The sequence below is a fragment of the Streptococcus oralis genome (assembly GCF_006175905.1).
Taxonomy (GTDB): domain Bacteria; phylum Bacillota; class Bacilli; order Lactobacillales; family Streptococcaceae; genus Streptococcus; species Streptococcus oralis_BG.
On record NZ_SSNB01000003.1, the window covers coordinates 186,185 to 202,608 of the forward strand.

The following is a 16,424-nucleotide window of genomic DNA, read 5'->3' on the forward strand; positions in this document are numbered from 1 at the left end:
TTACTTACCTCCTTTAACTTGTTTTTTAGGTTTGACAAAGCGTTCGATAATGTAGTGAACGCTGACAAAGAAGATAATAGACGCTGTTACAATGCTGACAAGCTCAGACGGAACTTGTGCTGCATTCATACCCGGTGCTCCTACTTGCAAAACTCCAAATAAGAAGGCTGCAAAGAGAATTCCAATTGGTGAATTTCCAGCAAGCAAACTAACTGCCATTCCGTTAAATCCGATAGCTAATGATGAGCCCTGAACGTAAACGTTTTGGAAAGTTCCAAGACCTTCTACCGCTCCACCAAGACCAGCCAAAGCACCAGAGATAATCATTGATAGAATGATTGTACGTTTTGCTGAAATACCAGCGTACTCTGAAGCATGGGGATTGAGACCAACTGCACGAATTTCAAAACCGAGAGTCGTTTTCTTGAGCAAGAACCAAATCACGCCAACAGCAATGATTGCAAAGAAGATTCCGATATTCATACGAGAATTTCCAGTCAACTCTGATAACCATGGGGTCTGGTATGTAGCGTTGGCACTAACACGAATCGTTGAGTCTGTACTTTGCATAATATCTTTAGGAAAGGCATGAATAAAGGCATTTCCCACATACAATACAATGTAGTTCATCATGATGGTCACAATGACCTCTGACGTACCGAGATAGGCTCTGAGGATACCTGGAATGGCACCAACAATTCCACCTGCGATCAAAGCAATGATTACTGTTAATGGAATCAAAACGAGACGAGGCATATCTGGATTTGACAAGGCAAACCAACCACTGAGAATCCAGCCTGCAAGTGCCTGACCAGGAAGTCCGACGTTAAAGAAACCTGCACGACTGGCAACTGCGAAACCAAGACCTATCAATACAAGAGGACCCATGGCACGGAAAATTTCTCCAATCCCACGGAGGCTACCAAAAGCTGTATAGAACAACTCCTCATAACCCCAGATAGCATCATATCCGAAGATCCACATGACAATGGCTCCAAGCAGGATTCCTAAGAATACGGAAATCAAGGGAACCGAAATTTGTTGTAACTTTTTAGACATCACTCTTCTCCTTTCCCAAGTTTCCACCTGCCATCAAGACACCAAGTTCTTGTTTGTTAGTTGTTTCTGGCGATACAATACCTTGAATCTTACCATCGTGAATAACAGCAATTCGGTCTGAGACATTTAAAATCTCATCCAATTCAAAGCTGACAACAAGGACAGCCTTACCGTTATCACGCTCTTCAATCAAACGTTTGTGGATATATTCAATGGCACCGACATCCAAACCACGAGTTGGCTGGCTGACGATAAGGAGATCAGGATCTCGGTCAATTTCACGAGCAATAATTGCTTTTTGTTGATTTCCTCCTGAAAGAGCTGCCGCTGGAACAAATTCGCTTGCCGCACGGACGTCAAATTCTTCCATTAATTTCTTAGCATGTGAAGTGATATTGGCATAGTTCAAGATGCCATTTTTGCTGAGTGGTTCTTTGTAGTAGGTTTGAAGAGCGATATTTTCTGAAATCATCATCTCCAAAATCAAGCCATCACGGTGGCGGTCTTCAGGAACATGCCCCACACTGAGTTCTGTAATTTGTCGAGGATGCATCCCCACGATTGATTTGCCTTTTAATTCAACGCTACCTGACTCAACCTTACGAAGACCAGTAATGGCTTGAATGAGTTCAGACTGACCATTGCCATCAATACCTGCAATACCAACAATTTCACCAGCACGAACATCCAAAGAAAGATTCTTCACAGCTGGTACACCGCGATTTTCATTGACAACCAAGTCTTTGATAGACAAGACCACTTCTTTTGGTTGCGGTGCTTGTTTTTCCGTTTTAAAAGAGACTGAGCGTCCAACCATCATTTCTGCCAAGTCCGCATTTGTTGCGCCTGCGATTTCAACCGTCTGGATTGATTTCCCACGACGGATAACCGTCACTCGATTCGATACCGCACGAATCTCATCTAACTTGTGGGTAATCAAAATAATGGACTTCCCTTCTTTGACAAGGTTTTTCATGATTGCCATCAACTCATCAATCTCTGAAGGAGTCAATACGGCTGTAGGTTCATCAAAGATAAGGATATCAGCACCACGATAGAGTGTTTTCAAGATTTCTACACGTTGTTGGGCACCAACGGAAATATCCGCCACCTTAGCAGCAGGATCCACTGCCAAACCATAACGTTCAGAAAGAGCCTTGATTTCTTTAGTAGCACCAGCTATGTCTAGAACACCATTTTTAGTGATTTCACTCCCTAAAATGATATTCTCAGCTACTGTAAAAGCCTCAACCAACATAAAATGTTGGTGAACCATCCCAATTCCAAGACCAGCGGCTTTAGATGGCGAGTCAAGTTTTACAACCTGACCATTCACCACAATTTCACCACTCGTTGGCTCAAGGAGTCCTGCCAGCATATTCATCAGAGTGGATTTACCCGCTCCATTTTCTCCTAAAAGTGCATGAATTTCACCTTTTCGCAGTTGCAAGTTGATTTTGTCGTTTGCTACAAATTCACCAAACACCTTGGTAATATCCCGCATCTCAATGACATTTTCGTGTGCCATATGCTCTTCCTTTCAGAGGTTTATTTTATTTCAATAAAACCTGCTAATCACATTAACAAGCTCTATTGAGACAAAAATTGCCTCAATTCTTAAAGAAGCGACCAATGGCCGCTTCCTAAGAAATGACTTTTATCCATTATTTTTCAGGAACTTTTACACTTCCGTCAAGGATTTTAGCTTTTGCATCTTCAACAGCTTTTTTACCTTCTTCTGAAAGGTTTGTTACTGCTAGTTCAACCCCTTTATCTTTCAATGAGTAGACAATCACTTGTCCGCCAGGGAATTCACCTTTTTCTGTTTTGTTGGCAATATCTTTTACAGTTGTACCAACTTGTTTCAATGTAGATACAAGAACGAAGTTAGATTCTTTACCATCTTTAGAAGTGTATTTACCTTCTGCTGCTTGGTCACGGTCTACACCGATAACCCAAACTTTTTCGTCTTCATTTTTGTTTTCATTCAATGATTTTGCTTCAGCAAAGACACCAGCACCTGTACCTCCAGCTGCTTGGTAGACAACGTCTGCACCGGCAGCGTATTGAGCTGCTGCAATTGTTTTACCTTTGGCAGCATCACCAAATGAACCAGCGTAGTCAACTTGGACTTTGATAGATGGGTCTACTGACTCAACACCAGCTTTGAATCCAGCTGCAAAACGTGAAATAACTTCAGATTCGATACCACCTACAAAACCAACTTGTTTTGTTTTCGTAGTTTTCGCTGCTGCAACACCAGCAAGGTAAGCTGCTTCGTTATCCGCAAATCTTACGCTCGCAACATTATTTTGACCTTCAATCACATCATCAATCAAGACATAGTTTAGGTCAGAGTGGTCTTTTGCTGCTTCCTCAACTGCATTGTGAAGGGCAAAACCAACACCAAAGATCAGGTTGTAACTTCCAGCCGCTTGTTGCAAGTTGTTAGCATAGTCTGCTTCGCTTGTTGATTGGAAGTAAGTGTAACCTTTATCTTTAGAAAGATTGTGTTCTTTACCCCAGTCTTGCAAACCTTCCCAAGCTGATTGGTTAAATGATTTATCATCAACACCACCAGTATCTGTTACAATTGCTGCTTTGGTCTTCATTTCTGATGAAGATGAAGCTGCGTTACGAGAAGAGCGGTTACCACATGCAGCAAGTCCAACTGCTGCTACTGCAACTAGACCAAGGCCTAGCCATTGTTTCTTGTTCATTACTGAACCTCCTAAATAAGATGTGCAACGATGTTGCAAGTATGGATTGGTTGGCCACAAGGACCACAGCCACTACAAGAGTGGCCCAGACTAATTTAAGTCTGTAAATGAGTATGGAAGTAACTCCCCGACCGTCATCTCGACCGTCGATTTATCTTTAGCGACTAAAGTCACTTTTAGATCTTGTTCAAAAAATTCAACCATGACCTGGCGGCAAGCACCACATGGCGAGATGGGTTTTTCAGTTTGTCCGTAGACAATCAATTCTGAAAACTCCCGTTGCCCCTCCGAAACTGCTTTGAAAATAGCAGTACGCTCTCCACAATTAGTCAAGGGATAGCTAGCATTCTCGATGTTTACACCCGTATAAATACTACCATCCTTGGCTACTAAAACAGCTCCGATAGGAAAGTGAGAATAAGGCACATAGGCTTGTTTGCTGGTTTCAATTGCTAGTTCAATCAACTCAGTAGTCGCCATCTGCCAATTCTCCTTTTAAAATCGCTACACCAGCAGATGTTCCGATACGGGTAGCGCCTGCTTCCACAAAAGCGACAGCATCTGCATATGAACGAGCTCCACCAGCTGCCTTAACTCCCATATCTGGCCCGACTGTTTTACGCATCAACTGAACATCCTCAATAGTGGCACCACCAGTTGAAAATCCAGTTGATGTTTTGACAAAGTCAGCGCCTGCTTTCTGGGATAATTGGCAGGCCACAACCTTTTCATCGTCTGTCAACAAGCAAGCTTCAATAATGACCTTAACCAACTTGTCACCACTTGCTTCTACGACAGCACGGATGTCCGATTCAACCAAATCCAGATTGCCTGATTTGAGGGCACCGACATTGATAACCATATCAATCTCATCTGCACCGTTTTGGATGGCTTCCTTGGTTTCAAAAGCTTTCACAGCTGAAGTTGTTGCTCCCAAAGGAAAACCTATTACTGTACAAACTTTTACATCTGAGCCATCAAGCCCTGTTTTCGCATGTTTAACCCATGTGGGATTGACACAAACGCTGGCAAAGTCATACTCACGCGCTTCAGATAGCAAACGATCAATTTGTTCTTGGCTTGCATCTTGCTTTAAAAGCGTATGATCGATATATTTATTTAACTTCATATTCGGATTCTCCCTGGTTTTATGAGATAATTTCTATAATTTCTCGTAAACTTTGCACTCCATCATTTATTTTAACATATTTTTGAAATTCTGTAACTAGTTCAGAAGAAATTTTTCCATTTGTATAAACTTTTGCAACAATTTCACCCTTTTGAACGGAGTCTCCAACTTTCTTTTCAAAAACAATCCCTGTTTCATAGTCCAAGTCATCAGACTTGACTGCACGACCAGCTCCTAGTCTCATGGCATAGAGCCCAAATTCCATAGCTGGAAGGGCTGAAATAACACCCGTTTCTTGAGCTGGAATTTCCAGCACATGGGCAACTTTGACTGGGCGATAGAGATCTTCTAAATCACCGCCTTGTGTTGCTACCATTTCTTCAAACTTAGCCAGTGCTTGGCCATTTTCCAGGTGTTGACGGATTTCCTCGATCGTTTTCTCAACATCAGCCAAGCCAAGCATAATCTGAGCTAGCTCGCAGATAAAGTGACTAATATCTTCTCGGCCATTTCCTTTGAGAATATCGATTGCCTCAAGGATTTCGAGACGATTGCCAATAGCTTTTCCCAAGGGTTGGCTCATATCGGTAATGACTGCTACCGTCTTTCGACCAACTGCCTTACCAAGATCCACCATGGTTTGAGCCAATTCGCGCGCCTCATCAACCGTCTTCATGAAGGCCCCCTCACCGACCGTTACGTCTAGCAAAATGGCATCCGCTCCTGCAGCAATTTTCTTGCTCATCACCGAACTAGCAATCAAAGGAATCGTGTCGACAGTTGCTGTCACATCACGGAGGGCATAGAGAAGTTTATCTGCTTTAACCAGCTGATCGGACTGCCCAATGACAGATACACCAATGTCCTGTACCTGACGAATGAAATCTTCTTGACTTCGCTCAACTTGATAGCCCTTAATGGACTCCAATTTATCAATTGTTCCACCAGTATGGCCGAGACCACGACCACTCATTTTTGCCACAGGAACACCAAAGCTAGCAACAAGAGGAGCCAAGATTAAGGTCACCTTATCACCTACACCACCAGTCGAATGTTTATCAACTTTAACCCCATCAATAGCTGACAAGTCAAACTCCTGACCTGTTTTAACCATATTCATCGTCAGATCAGAAATCTCACGTGTGGTCATTCCTTTAAAATAAACAGCCATAGCAAAAGCAGACATCTGATAGTCTGGAACAGTTCCTGCCACATAGCCTTCTACCAACCATTTGATTTCAGCTGCAGTCAGTTCTTGACCATCTCGTTTCTTTTGGATTAAATCAACTGCTCTCATTCTTTCACACTTCTAAGGATATAGTATCCCTTATCTTTCTTTACGGTTTCACAATTGCCAAAAACATCTTCCATCTTATTTTTAGCACTTGGAGCTCCTTGCTTTTTCTGAATGACAATGGTTAAATCTCCTCCGTCTTTCAAGAAATCCCTGCTCTTTTCGATAATCTCATGAACAACCTGTTTGCCCGCTCGAATCGGCGGATTGGAAATAACATGGTCAAACTTCCCTTCAACTTGCTCATAGATATTGGATTGGAAAATCTCCGCTTCTACTCTATTTCGTTCGGCATTTTGTCGTGCTAAGTCCAAGGCACGATTATTGATATCGACCATGGTTGCCTGAACTCCATAAGCCTTGACCAATGACAAGCCCAATGGTCCATAACCACAACCCACATCAAGGACCGTCTCTCCTTTGTTAACCTCTAGACACTTGAGCAAGAGCTGACTCCCAAAATCAACCATTTTCTTGCTAAAAACACCCGCATCCGTCAAAAAGGTCATGTTTTCTCCCAACAACTCCACTCTCAACTCATGAATGTCGTGAGCAGCATCAGGATTTTCTGCATAATACATTTTACTCATAAAACTATTTTACCATAATTTGGCTTGAATTGTAAATCGTTTACAAAGTGATGATCAAATGAAAAAGACTGAAGAATCCTAGTCAAAAAACCTTTTCTTCAATCTCTTTCAATTATTAGAAATACATTACAATCTATCGGGAACTACAAATTATCATAGTCAGGGAAAAACAGTTCGTCTGCAATCGGGCGCATTTTTATTACTATTTCTTAACCTTAAAATACTTTATTATCAACAAGATTCCCAATATGATGTTTAGATAAAAACCCAACTGATAAGTTTGTGTCAAGATTTCCAAACTTGTCCAAAGTCGTATCAAATCTTCTAGTGACATACGGAATAGATATCCTTCTGTAGCAATCCACAAAATCAAAAATAGATAACTACCAGCAGCAAGCCATTTCATCCACCGTTTTTTTAGTAGCCAAGCAATCAAGAGCGAACAGATAAAGACAACTGTTACAATGGCATGTTCCATCAAAAAAGTAAAACCGTAATAGATTTCCACAAAGCGTCTACCATTATCCGCATTCGCTCCCCTTATAAAAGGTAAGGCAAAACTTAAAATAAAACAGAGTTCCAATACATAACGTTTTAAGATTTTCATGACACACCTCCAATAAGTTGTGAACCAAAAAGCCCACTTTCAATAACTGATAAGTCTTCAGAAACCATTCCCTATCTCATCATTAAATTATTCAACCTCCATCTACTTCTAGTATACGATATTGACTTACTACCATCAAGAAACCGCTTTATTTTTTTAGCTTTTTATGGTATGATAAACAAAATATCTAGGGGAAAACAAATGACCAACGAATTTTTACATTTTGAAAAAATCAGTCGCCAGACTTGGCAATCATTGCATCGCAAAACAACCCCTCCCTTGACAGAGGAAGAGTTAGAATCCATCAAGAGTTTCAATGACCAGATTAGTCTGCAGGACGTAACGGACGTCTATCTTCCCCTAGTCCATCTTATCCATATTTACAAACGCACCAAAGAGGATTTAGCCTTTTCTAAGGGAATTTTTCTCCAAAGAGAGAGTAAATCTCAGCCTTTTATTATCGGGGTTTCTGGAAGTGTTGCTGTGGGGAAATCGACTACTAGTCGCTTACTTCAGATTCTTTTATCACGTACTCTCCCAGACGCTACTGTAGAATTGGTGACAACTGACGGTTTTCTCTATCCCAATCAAACCTTGATGGACCAAGATATCTTAAATCGCAAAGGTTTTCCTGAAAGTTATGATATGGAAACTTTGCTGAATTTTCTTGATCGTCTAAAGAATGGGCAAGATGTCGATATTCCTGTCTATTCTCATGAAGTGTATGACATCGTTCCTGGAGAGAAACAACGTGTCAAAGCTGCTGATTTTGTCATTGTCGAGGGGATTAATGTCTTTCAAAACCCTCAAAATGAGCGCCTTTACATCACCGACTTCTTTGATTTCTCCATCTATGTGGATGCTGCTGTCGAGGACATTGAAAGCTGGTATCTGGATCGTTTCTTAAAGCTGCTCAGCTTTGCCCAAAATGATCCCAACAGCTACTACCACCGTTTTACTCAAATGCCAATTGGAGAAGTTGAAGCCTTTGCACACCAGGTTTGGACCAGCATTAATCTCACAAATCTACAAAACTATATCGAACCAACAAGGAACCGCGCCGAGGTCATTCTCCACAAGACTAAAAACCATGAAATCGATGAAATTTACCTAAAAAAATAATTTCCCCTTGTCAAAACCTAAGTTTTCATATATAATGGTATAGTTAGTAAATATGGAGGTAAGAACATTGGCAAACATTAAATCAGCTATCAAACGCGCTGAATTGAACGTTAAACAAAACGAAAAAAACTCAGCTCAAAAATCAGCTATGCGTACTGCTATCAAAGCTTTCGAAGCAAACCCTTCTGAAGAACTTTTCCGTGCTGCTAGCTCAGCTATCGACAAAGCAGAAACTAAAGGTTTGATTCATAAAAACAAAGCAAGCCGCGATAAAGCTCGTCTTTCAGCTAAACTTGCTAAATAAGAAACAGTCCACAGAGGCTGTTTTTTTGTCCTCCATTACGAAAAGGTAGAAAATGAAAATCGCAATCATCGGATATTCTGGATCAGGCAAGTCAACTCTAGCAGAAAAGTTATCTAACTACTACTCCATACCCAAACTGCATATGGACACACTCCAATTTCAACCTGGTTGGCAAGACAGTGACCGCGAATGGATGTTGACCGAAATGAAAAACTTTCTCACAAAGCACGAAGCTTGGGTCATCGACGGCAACTACTCTTGGTGTTGCTATGAAGAAAGAATGCTGGAAGCTGACCAAATCATCTTTCTTAATTTTTCGCCATTGACCTGTCTCTTTCGAGCCTTTAAACGATACCTCAAATACCGAGGCAAGGTCAGAGAAAGTATGGCTGCAGGTTGTCCTGAACGCTTCGATTGGGAGTTTATCCGATGGATTCTCTGGGATGGGCGAAACAAATCCGCTAGGGAACGCTACAAGGGGATTCAAGAAACCTATCCAAAGAAAGTAATTCTCCTCAGGTCGCAAAAGGAGATAGACCACTTCTTAGAAAATTTCGCACATAACAAGAAAAACCAACGTGCCTAACGTTGGTTTTTTGCTTTTACCCAATCACACTTCCGTTTGGTACAGCTGGATCAACTGTGAGAAGGGTTAATTGTCCTTCATGTTCAGCTGAGAGAATCATCCCTTGGCTGACATATTTTTTCATCATTTTACGAGGTTTGAGGTTGGCAACGATTTGGACTTTCTTGCCGACCAATTCTTGTTCGTTTGGATAGTATTTTGCAATTCCTGAGAGGATTTGACGATCTTCGCCATCTCCAGCATCTAGGCGGAATTGAAGCAACTTATCAGAACCTTCTACTTTCGAAACTTCTTTGACTTCTGCGACACGGATTTCAACCTTGTCGAAATCTTCAAACTTGATTTCTTCCTTGTTTAGTTTGAGTTCGACTTCGTCTGGATTCCATTCGTTTTCAACGGCTGGTTTGTTGCCTTCCATTTGTTCCTTGATATAGGCGATTTCTTCCTCCATATCCAGACGTGGGAAGATTGGAGTTCCTTTGGCAACTACAGTCACACCTGCAGGGAAATCAGCCAAACTCAAGTTTTCAAGGCTAGAAACTTCTGCCAAACCAAGTTGAGTCAAGACTGCACGACTGGTTTCCATCATAAAGGGCTCAATCAAGTGAGCGACGACACGAAGGCTAGCTGCCAAGTGGCTCATCACACTTGCTAATTGGTCACGAAGAGCTTCATCCTTGGCCAAGACCCATGGAGCAGTCTCATCGATGTATTTGTTGGTACGAGAGATAAGAGTCCAGACTGCTTCAAGAGCGCGTGGGTAGTCAACTGCTTCCATGTGTGTATGGTAGTCTGCGATTGATTGTTCTGCAACCTCAGCAAGAGCATTATCAAACTCTGTTACACCCTCTACATAGGCTGGAATTTGCCCATCGAAATACTTGTTGATCATGGAAACCGTACGGTTAAGGAGGTTTCCTAGGTCATTTGCCAATTCATAGTTGATACGACCTACATAGTCTTCTGGAGTGAAGGTTCCGTCTGAACCAACTGGAAGGCTACGCATGAGGTAGTAACGAAGTGGATCGAGACCATAGCGTTCTACTAACATTTCAGGATAAACGACATTCCCTTTCGACTTAGACATCTTACCGTCTTTCATGACAAACCAACCATGGGCAATCAAGCGGTCAGGTAATTTAACATCCAACATCATAAGAAGGATTGGCCAGTAGATTGAGTGGAAACGAAGGATGTCTTTTCCGACCATTTGGAAGACTGTTCCGTTCCAGAACTTATCATAGTTAGCATGATCCTCTTGACCGTAACCAAGAGCAGTCGCATAGTTGAGAAGGGCATCGATCCAAACGTAGACAACGTGTTTTGGATTTGATGGGACTGGTACTCCCCATGTAAAGGTTGTACGAGAAACTGCCAAATCTTCTAAACCTGGCTCGATGAAGTTGCGAAGCATTTCATTAAGGCGACCATCTGGAGTAATGAAGTCAGGGTGCGATTTGAAAAATTCGACCAAACGGTCTTGGTATTTGCTGAGGCGAAGGAAATATGACTCTTCAGAAACCCATTCAACCTCGTGACCTGATGGAGCGATACCACCAGTTACATTTCCAGCTTCGTCACGGAAAACTTCTGCCAGCTGGCTTTCTGTAAAGAATTCCTCATCTGAGACTGAATACCAACCAGAGTATTCACCCAAGTAGATATCATCTTGAGCAAGCAAGCGTTCAAAGATCTGAGCCACTACTTTTTCATGGTAGTCATCAGTTGTACGGATAAATTTATCGTATGAGATATCTAATAATTTCCAAAGTTCTTTAACTCCAACCGCCATGCCATCAACATAGGCTTGTGGTGTAATCCCAGCTTCTTCTGCTTTTTGTTGAATCTTTTGACCATGCTCGTCAAGTCCAGTCAGATAAAAGACATCGTAGCCCATGAGGCGTTTGTAACGTGCTAAGACATCACATGCGATAGTTGTGTAGGCAGAACCGATATGAAGTTTACCAGATGGATAGTAAATCGGTGTTGTAATATAAAAATTCTTTTCAGACATAATTTTTCCTTTCCAGGCTAATGAAACCTGTTTTTCTAACACTTCATTATATCATATTTTCGGTGATTTTCGATAGGGAAATCCATACAAAAACAAGATAGACAAATGTCCATCTTGTTTTTTCTGTTCTATATCTTATTCATAACGAAGAGCTTCGATTGGATCAAGCTTAGAGGCTTTATTGGCTGGCAAGACTCCGAAGATCATCCCAACGCTAGCTGACACAGCCAAGCTAAAGAGAGCAATTGGGAGGGACACCCCAACTTCGATACCTGCAATCATATTTTGCAACAAGATACCCGCTAACATTGTCAAGCCTGCTGCACTGACTAGGCCGATGACACCACCTAGCAAGGTCAAGATCATGGACTCAATCAAAAACTGAACTAAGATATTAGCCCGTGTGGCTCCAAGAGCCTTCCGCAGACCAATCTCACGCGTACGTTCTGTCACCGAGACCAGCATGATATTCATGACACCTGTTCCTCCAACAAAAAGAGAGATACCTGCAATGGCACTGATAACAGTGGTCATAAAGCCAAAAAGTTGTTGTACCTCTTGGAAGGCTGCAGTTGCATCCGCAACTTGGTACTCACCTTGTTGAAGTCCCGCAATCTCTGTCAGTTTTCGAGCCAACTCTGGACCCAAGGTTTGTGTTAGGCTAGTGTCATTGACACGAAAGACGATATCCGAGATTTCATCAGTATTAAAATTAGCAGCGAGTGAGATATTAGTCGTAATTGGAAGTCCACCAATTCCAAAGGCTTTAGCAGTTTTAGCTTCATTACTAGTATAAACACCAATCACACGGTAACTAAATTCATTAACAGAGATAATTTGGTTAATAGCGGCTTCTGGACTATCAAACAAACTCTTAGCTAGTTCTTCGTCCAACAAAATAACACTGGCAAATTCCTTGTAGTCTTGCTGTCTTAGACTTCTACCAGCAACGATCTCATTTTCAACGGCATTCATATAGGTGCTATTTCCGCCTGTCAAAGCCGCCCGTTCAACCTTCTTATCCTTATAAGACAGGGTGACGTTAGTCGAGTTAGTGACATAGTAACTGTCTACTCCTTTGAGTTTGGCAGCCTCCTTGACCCAGGATTCTAGTGGTTTTGGTGGTTCAACATGAACATCCTCTTCTTTCCCACTGACTGTCAAAGCTGACTGGCGCTGAGTAAAGGAGCCATCCTTGCTCTTGATAGGAGAGAAAAAGACATGGATATCCTTCTGCGATTTAGTCATGTTTTTATTGACCTGACGAGACATGGAGTCGCCAAGAGCCATGATGACGACGACAGACGAAACTCCGATGATAATCCCAATCATGGTGAGGAAGGAACGCATCTTGTGAGCCATGATAGATGAAAAGGCAAATTTCAGATTCTGCATCTTAGTTTTCCTCCTTTTCTACTGGGGCGCTGTCTGATGAGATAACTCCATCACGAATGACAATCTGGCGTTTGGCATAGGCAGCAATCTCAGGTTCATGCGTGACCATGATAATGGTTTTCCCTTCCTTGTTTAACTCCACCAACAACTGCATGATTTGGTTTCCCGTCTTGGTATCCAAGGCTCCTGTCGGTTCGTCAGCTAGGATGATAGAAGGATTATTTACCAAGGCACGGGCAATCGCTACCCGTTGCTTTTGTCCACCTGATAACTCTGACGGCAAGTGATGGCTACGATCTGTTAACTCGACCTTTTCCAGAAACTCCTCAGCCAATTTCCGACGTTTTGAAGCCGAAACTCCAGCATAAATCAAGGGCAATTCGACATTTTGAAGTGCATTGAGCTTGGACAAGAGAAAGAACTGCTGAAAGACAAATCCGATTTGTTGGTTGCGGACCTTGGCCAGTTGTTTCTCTCCAAGACCTGCTACTTCTTGACCATCAAGATAGTACTCTCCACTGGTTGGTGTGTCCAACATTCCAATGGTATTCATCAAAGTGGATTTACCAGAACCAGACGGTCCCATAATGGCGACAAATTCACCTTCTTGAACTTCTAAGTTAATATTTTTTAGGACCTGCAGTTCTTGGTCACCATTTCGATAACTCCTACAGATATTTTTTAGACTAATTAGTTTCTTCATCAGCCTTCACCTCTTTTCCTTCTTCCAAGGAAGATGTTGGATTACTGATGACCTTGGCTCCGTCTGTCACACCTGAAGTAATTTCTTGGTTGTCTGCGTCAGCATTCCCCAAAGTAACTTCTACCTTCTTCGCTTTCTTCTGGTCGTCTACAAGCCAGACGTAATTTTTGTCATTTTCAGTAATGACACTTGTCAAAGGAACAAGGATGGCTTTACTCTTGTTCTTAACTTCAACACTGACAGAGAAACCTTGTTTCAACTCACCGATTTCGCTGGTCACATCAACAGTATAAGGGTACTTAGAGCCAGTATTTCCTCCAAGGGCAGCATTTGCTGCTTCTCCGTTGTTTTTAGGATAATCTGAGATATAGCTGATCTTACCAGTCCAGCTCTTATCTTGATACACTTTAGAAGTAAAGGTAACTTCTTGACCTACAGAGAGGTTGGCAAGGTTGTATTCAGACAGCTCCCCTTTTACCTGTAAGTTTTCGTTACTTACGACATGAACCATCACTTGACTGCTACCAGTTGGTGATTTGGAAACATTACGATTGACTTCCACAACGGTTCCCTCTAGTGTACTGAGAACAGTTGCTGCATCCAGTTGAGCTTGGGCCTTGTTGAGCTGGGCCACAGCATCTGCACGGTTATCTTTGGCATCACTGATTTGAGAGTCAATAGAGGATACGGAAGAAGTTTCAGCTGGCGCTTGCTCTGGAAGTCCAGCTTCAGTTGGAACTTGTGGTGAAACTGGTGCAGAGTTCGCATTTTCACGAGCCTTGTTCAACTCATTGATATGACGGTCGGCCTTTGCAACTGCTCGACTGGCTGCATCGTAGGCAGCTTGGGCATCGGCACTGCTGTATTTGACCAACGCTTGCCCTTCTTCAACCTTGTCGCCGACTGAAACGAGGATTTCATCCAAATCTCCCTTGCTACCATCAAAATAAACATATTGTTCATTTTTTGCTGTGACGGTACCTGACAAGAGAACCGAGGAAGCAACAGAACCTTCCTTGGCAACAACGATATGAGAGGTCTCATCCTGGACAGCCGACTGGGATGGTTGTCTAAAAATCATAATCGCCGCAGCACTGATAACAATAGCACTTGCAACACCAATAGCGGTAAATAATTGCCATTTTTTTACCTTTTTTGTTCTTTTCATAGTTAAGCTCCTTTTTCACTTTAAGTTTACAAAAACCATTATATCAGAAATACTAGACCCATACAATGATCGTTCAGAGAGAAACAATGACAGTTCAGGAGAAATATTTCGTTCGGTATTTATTTTTGGATTATTGTACTAGATATATAATACACTATCTTTGTAAAATTGGCAAGTGTTTTTCTAATTTTTTTAAACGTAGCAGATTTTTGCATTCAAAAAATAAAAACGATAGAATATGACTATCAAAGCTATAAGGAGTTTTCTATGAGAGAATATGATATCATTGCCATCGGTGGAGGGAGTGGCGGAATCGCCACTATGAACCGAGCTGGTGAACACGGGGCTAAAGCAGCTGTTATCGAGGAGAAAAAATTAGGTGGAACCTGCGTCAATGTCGGCTGTGTTCCTAAGAAAATCATGTGGTATGGAGCGCAAATCGCTGAAAGCCTCCACCACTACTGCCCTGACTACGGTTTTAAAAGTTCAGATGTTCAATTTGATTTCGCAAAACTTCGTCAAAACCGTGAAGCCTACATCGACCGTGCCCGCTCATCTTATGATGGAAGTTTCAAGCGCAACGGTGTTGATTTGATTGAAGGTCGTGCTCATTTCGTTGATTCCCACACAGTCAGCGTCAATGGTGAATTGATTCGTGCCAAGCATATCGTGATTGCGACTGGCGCTCGTCCAAGCATCCCAATTATTCCTGGAGCTGAACTCGGTGGTAGCTCAGACGATGTCTTCGCTTGGGAGCAACTTCCTGACTCCGTTGCGATTCTTGGAGCTGGCTATATCGCCGTTGAATTAGCAGGTGTTCTCCACGCTCTAGGAGTAAAAACTGATTTGTTTGTCCGTCGTGATCGTCCCTTGCGTGGTTTTGACAGCTACATCGTTGAAGGACTTGTCAATGAAATGGAAAAAACAGGTCTACCTTTACACACACATAAGGTACCCGTCAAGCTCGAAGAAACGGAGCAAGGTATTACCATTTATTTCGAAGACGGTTCTAGTCACACTGCCAGCCAAGTTATCTGGGCTACCGGTCGCCGTCCAAATGTAGACGGTCTAGAGTTAGAAAAGGCTGGCGTTACACTCAACCAACGTGGATTTATCCAAGTGGATGAGTATCAGAATACAGTTGTAGATGGCATCTATGCTCTTGGAGATGTGACTGGTGAGAAGGAACTGACCCCAGTAGCCATCAAGGCAGGACGTACCCTATCTGAACGCCTCTTCAACGGGAAAACAAATGCTAAGATGGACTACACGACTATCCCTACTGTTGTCTTCTCCCACCCAGCAATCGGAACCGTTGGTTTAACTGAGGATCAAGCTATCAAAGAATACGGCCAAGATAACATCAAAATCTACAAGTCAAGCTTTGCATCTATGTACTCAGCCGTTACAAACCATCGTCAAGAATCTCGCTTCAAACTCATCACCGCCGGTGCTGACGAAAAAGTTGTTGGACTTCACGGACTTGGTTACGGAGTGGATGAGATGATTCAAGGATTCGCTGTGGCCATCAAGATGGGAGCAACCAAGGCGGACTTTGATGCTACAGTAGCTATCCACCCAACTGCCTCAGAAGAATTTGTGACCATGCGCTAATTGCCGAAAGAGACCACATGTGGTCTCTTTTTACTTGCAAAATCGGCTGTTACAAAATTGTTACCTTGTTTTTAAAAATAGGTTGACTTTTCTTTCTGAATTAGTATAATAGTTACTAT

General features: G+C 42.3%; 16 protein-coding genes. 4 read left to right on the forward strand and 12 right to left on the reverse strand.

The window, feature by feature from the left end:
- The 8 genes from E7Y33_RS06720 to E7Y33_RS06755 form a co-directional block, all read right to left on the reverse strand.
- Window positions 1-1,059: an ABC transporter permease gene (locus E7Y33_RS06720; protein ID WP_000038684.1), complete on the reverse strand. Its 1,059-nt coding sequence runs from the start codon at window positions 1,057-1,059 to the stop codon at window positions 1-3.
- Window positions 1,052-2,587: an ABC transporter ATP-binding protein gene (locus E7Y33_RS06725; protein ID WP_000929834.1), complete on the reverse strand. Its 1,536-nt coding sequence runs from the start codon at window positions 2,585-2,587 to the stop codon at window positions 1,052-1,054. Before E7Y33_RS06725 ends, E7Y33_RS06720 begins: the two co-directional genes overlap by 8 nt.
- Window positions 2,588-2,723: 136 nt before the next feature.
- Window positions 2,724-3,779: a BMP family lipoprotein gene (locus tag E7Y33_RS06730; protein ID WP_001036151.1), complete on the reverse strand. Its 1,056-nt coding sequence runs from the start codon at window positions 3,777-3,779 to the stop codon at window positions 2,724-2,726.
- 90 nt (window positions 3,780-3,869) lie between these two features.
- Window positions 3,870-4,259, reverse strand: coding sequence for a cytidine deaminase (locus tag E7Y33_RS06735; protein ID WP_000246111.1), 390 nt, complete (start codon window positions 4,257-4,259; stop codon window positions 3,870-3,872).
- Window positions 4,246-4,908 (reverse strand): deoxyribose-phosphate aldolase, encoded by a 663-nt coding sequence (gene deoC / locus E7Y33_RS06740; protein WP_139690021.1) that lies wholly within the window; start codon window positions 4,906-4,908, stop codon window positions 4,246-4,248. The genes E7Y33_RS06735 and deoC overlap by 14 nt, the downstream gene beginning before the upstream one ends.
- A 19-nt stretch (window positions 4,909-4,927) precedes the next feature.
- The gene (locus tag E7Y33_RS06745) at window positions 4,928-6,205 is read right to left on the reverse strand and encodes a pyrimidine-nucleoside phosphorylase (RefSeq protein ID WP_139690022.1); all 1,278 of its coding nucleotides are present in this window, start codon (window positions 6,203-6,205) and stop codon (window positions 4,928-4,930) included.
- The gene (locus tag E7Y33_RS06750) at window positions 6,202-6,792 is read right to left on the reverse strand and encodes a class I SAM-dependent methyltransferase (protein WP_125388941.1); all 591 of its coding nucleotides are present in this window, start codon (window positions 6,790-6,792) and stop codon (window positions 6,202-6,204) included. Before E7Y33_RS06750 ends, E7Y33_RS06745 begins: the two co-directional genes overlap by 4 nt.
- A gap of 202 nt (window positions 6,793-6,994) precedes the next feature.
- The gene (locus E7Y33_RS06755) at window positions 6,995-7,399 is read right to left on the reverse strand and encodes a hypothetical protein (protein WP_139690023.1); all 405 of its coding nucleotides are present in this window, start codon (window positions 7,397-7,399) and stop codon (window positions 6,995-6,997) included.
- A 201-nt stretch (window positions 7,400-7,600) separates the two neighbouring features.
- Between E7Y33_RS06755 and coaA the strand changes: the two genes are divergently transcribed.
- The 3 genes from coaA to E7Y33_RS06770 all read left to right on the forward strand — a co-directional run bounded on the left by coaA (window position 7,601) and on the right by E7Y33_RS06770 (window position 9,411).
- A complete protein-coding gene (gene coaA / locus E7Y33_RS06760; RefSeq protein ID WP_139690024.1) occupies window positions 7,601-8,521 on the forward strand; it encodes a type I pantothenate kinase in 921 nt (306 codons plus the stop codon).
- 67 nt (window positions 8,522-8,588) lie between these two features.
- Entirely contained in the window at window positions 8,589-8,825 is a 237-nt protein-coding gene (gene rpsT / locus E7Y33_RS06765; protein WP_001274000.1) for a 30S ribosomal protein S20, read from the forward strand.
- A 52-nt stretch (window positions 8,826-8,877) separates the two neighbouring features.
- On the forward strand, window positions 8,878-9,411 hold the full coding sequence (locus tag E7Y33_RS06770; RefSeq protein ID WP_139690025.1) for a DNA topology modulation protein: 534 nt from the start codon (window positions 8,878-8,880) through the stop codon (window positions 9,409-9,411).
- A gap of 16 nt (window positions 9,412-9,427) precedes the next feature.
- Here the strand turns inward: E7Y33_RS06770 and metG are convergent, their stop codons facing one another.
- The 4 genes from metG to E7Y33_RS06790 form a co-directional block, all read right to left on the reverse strand.
- A complete protein-coding gene (gene metG / locus E7Y33_RS06775; protein ID WP_139690026.1) occupies window positions 9,428-11,425 on the reverse strand; it encodes a methionine--tRNA ligase in 1,998 nt (665 codons plus the stop codon).
- Between the two features lie 135 nt (window positions 11,426-11,560).
- Entirely contained in the window at window positions 11,561-12,820 is a 1,260-nt protein-coding gene (locus tag E7Y33_RS06780; protein ID WP_139690027.1) for an ABC transporter permease, read from the reverse strand.
- A 1-nt stretch (window position 12,821) separates the two neighbouring features.
- The gene (locus E7Y33_RS06785) at window positions 12,822-13,523 is read right to left on the reverse strand and encodes an ABC transporter ATP-binding protein (protein ID WP_139690028.1); all 702 of its coding nucleotides are present in this window, start codon (window positions 13,521-13,523) and stop codon (window positions 12,822-12,824) included.
- Complete coding sequence (locus E7Y33_RS06790) at window positions 13,507-14,691, reverse strand: efflux RND transporter periplasmic adaptor subunit (RefSeq protein ID WP_139690029.1); 1,185 nt, start codon at window positions 14,689-14,691, stop codon at window positions 13,507-13,509. Before E7Y33_RS06790 ends, E7Y33_RS06785 begins: the two co-directional genes overlap by 17 nt.
- Before the next feature lie 267 nt (window positions 14,692-14,958).
- Here E7Y33_RS06790 and gor point away from each other — a divergent pair, with 267 nt between their 5' ends.
- The gene (gene gor, locus E7Y33_RS06795; RefSeq protein WP_139690030.1) at window positions 14,959-16,305 is read left to right on the forward strand and encodes a glutathione-disulfide reductase; all 1,347 of its coding nucleotides are present in this window, start codon (window positions 14,959-14,961) and stop codon (window positions 16,303-16,305) included.
- Window positions 16,306-16,424 lie beyond the last annotated feature (119 nt).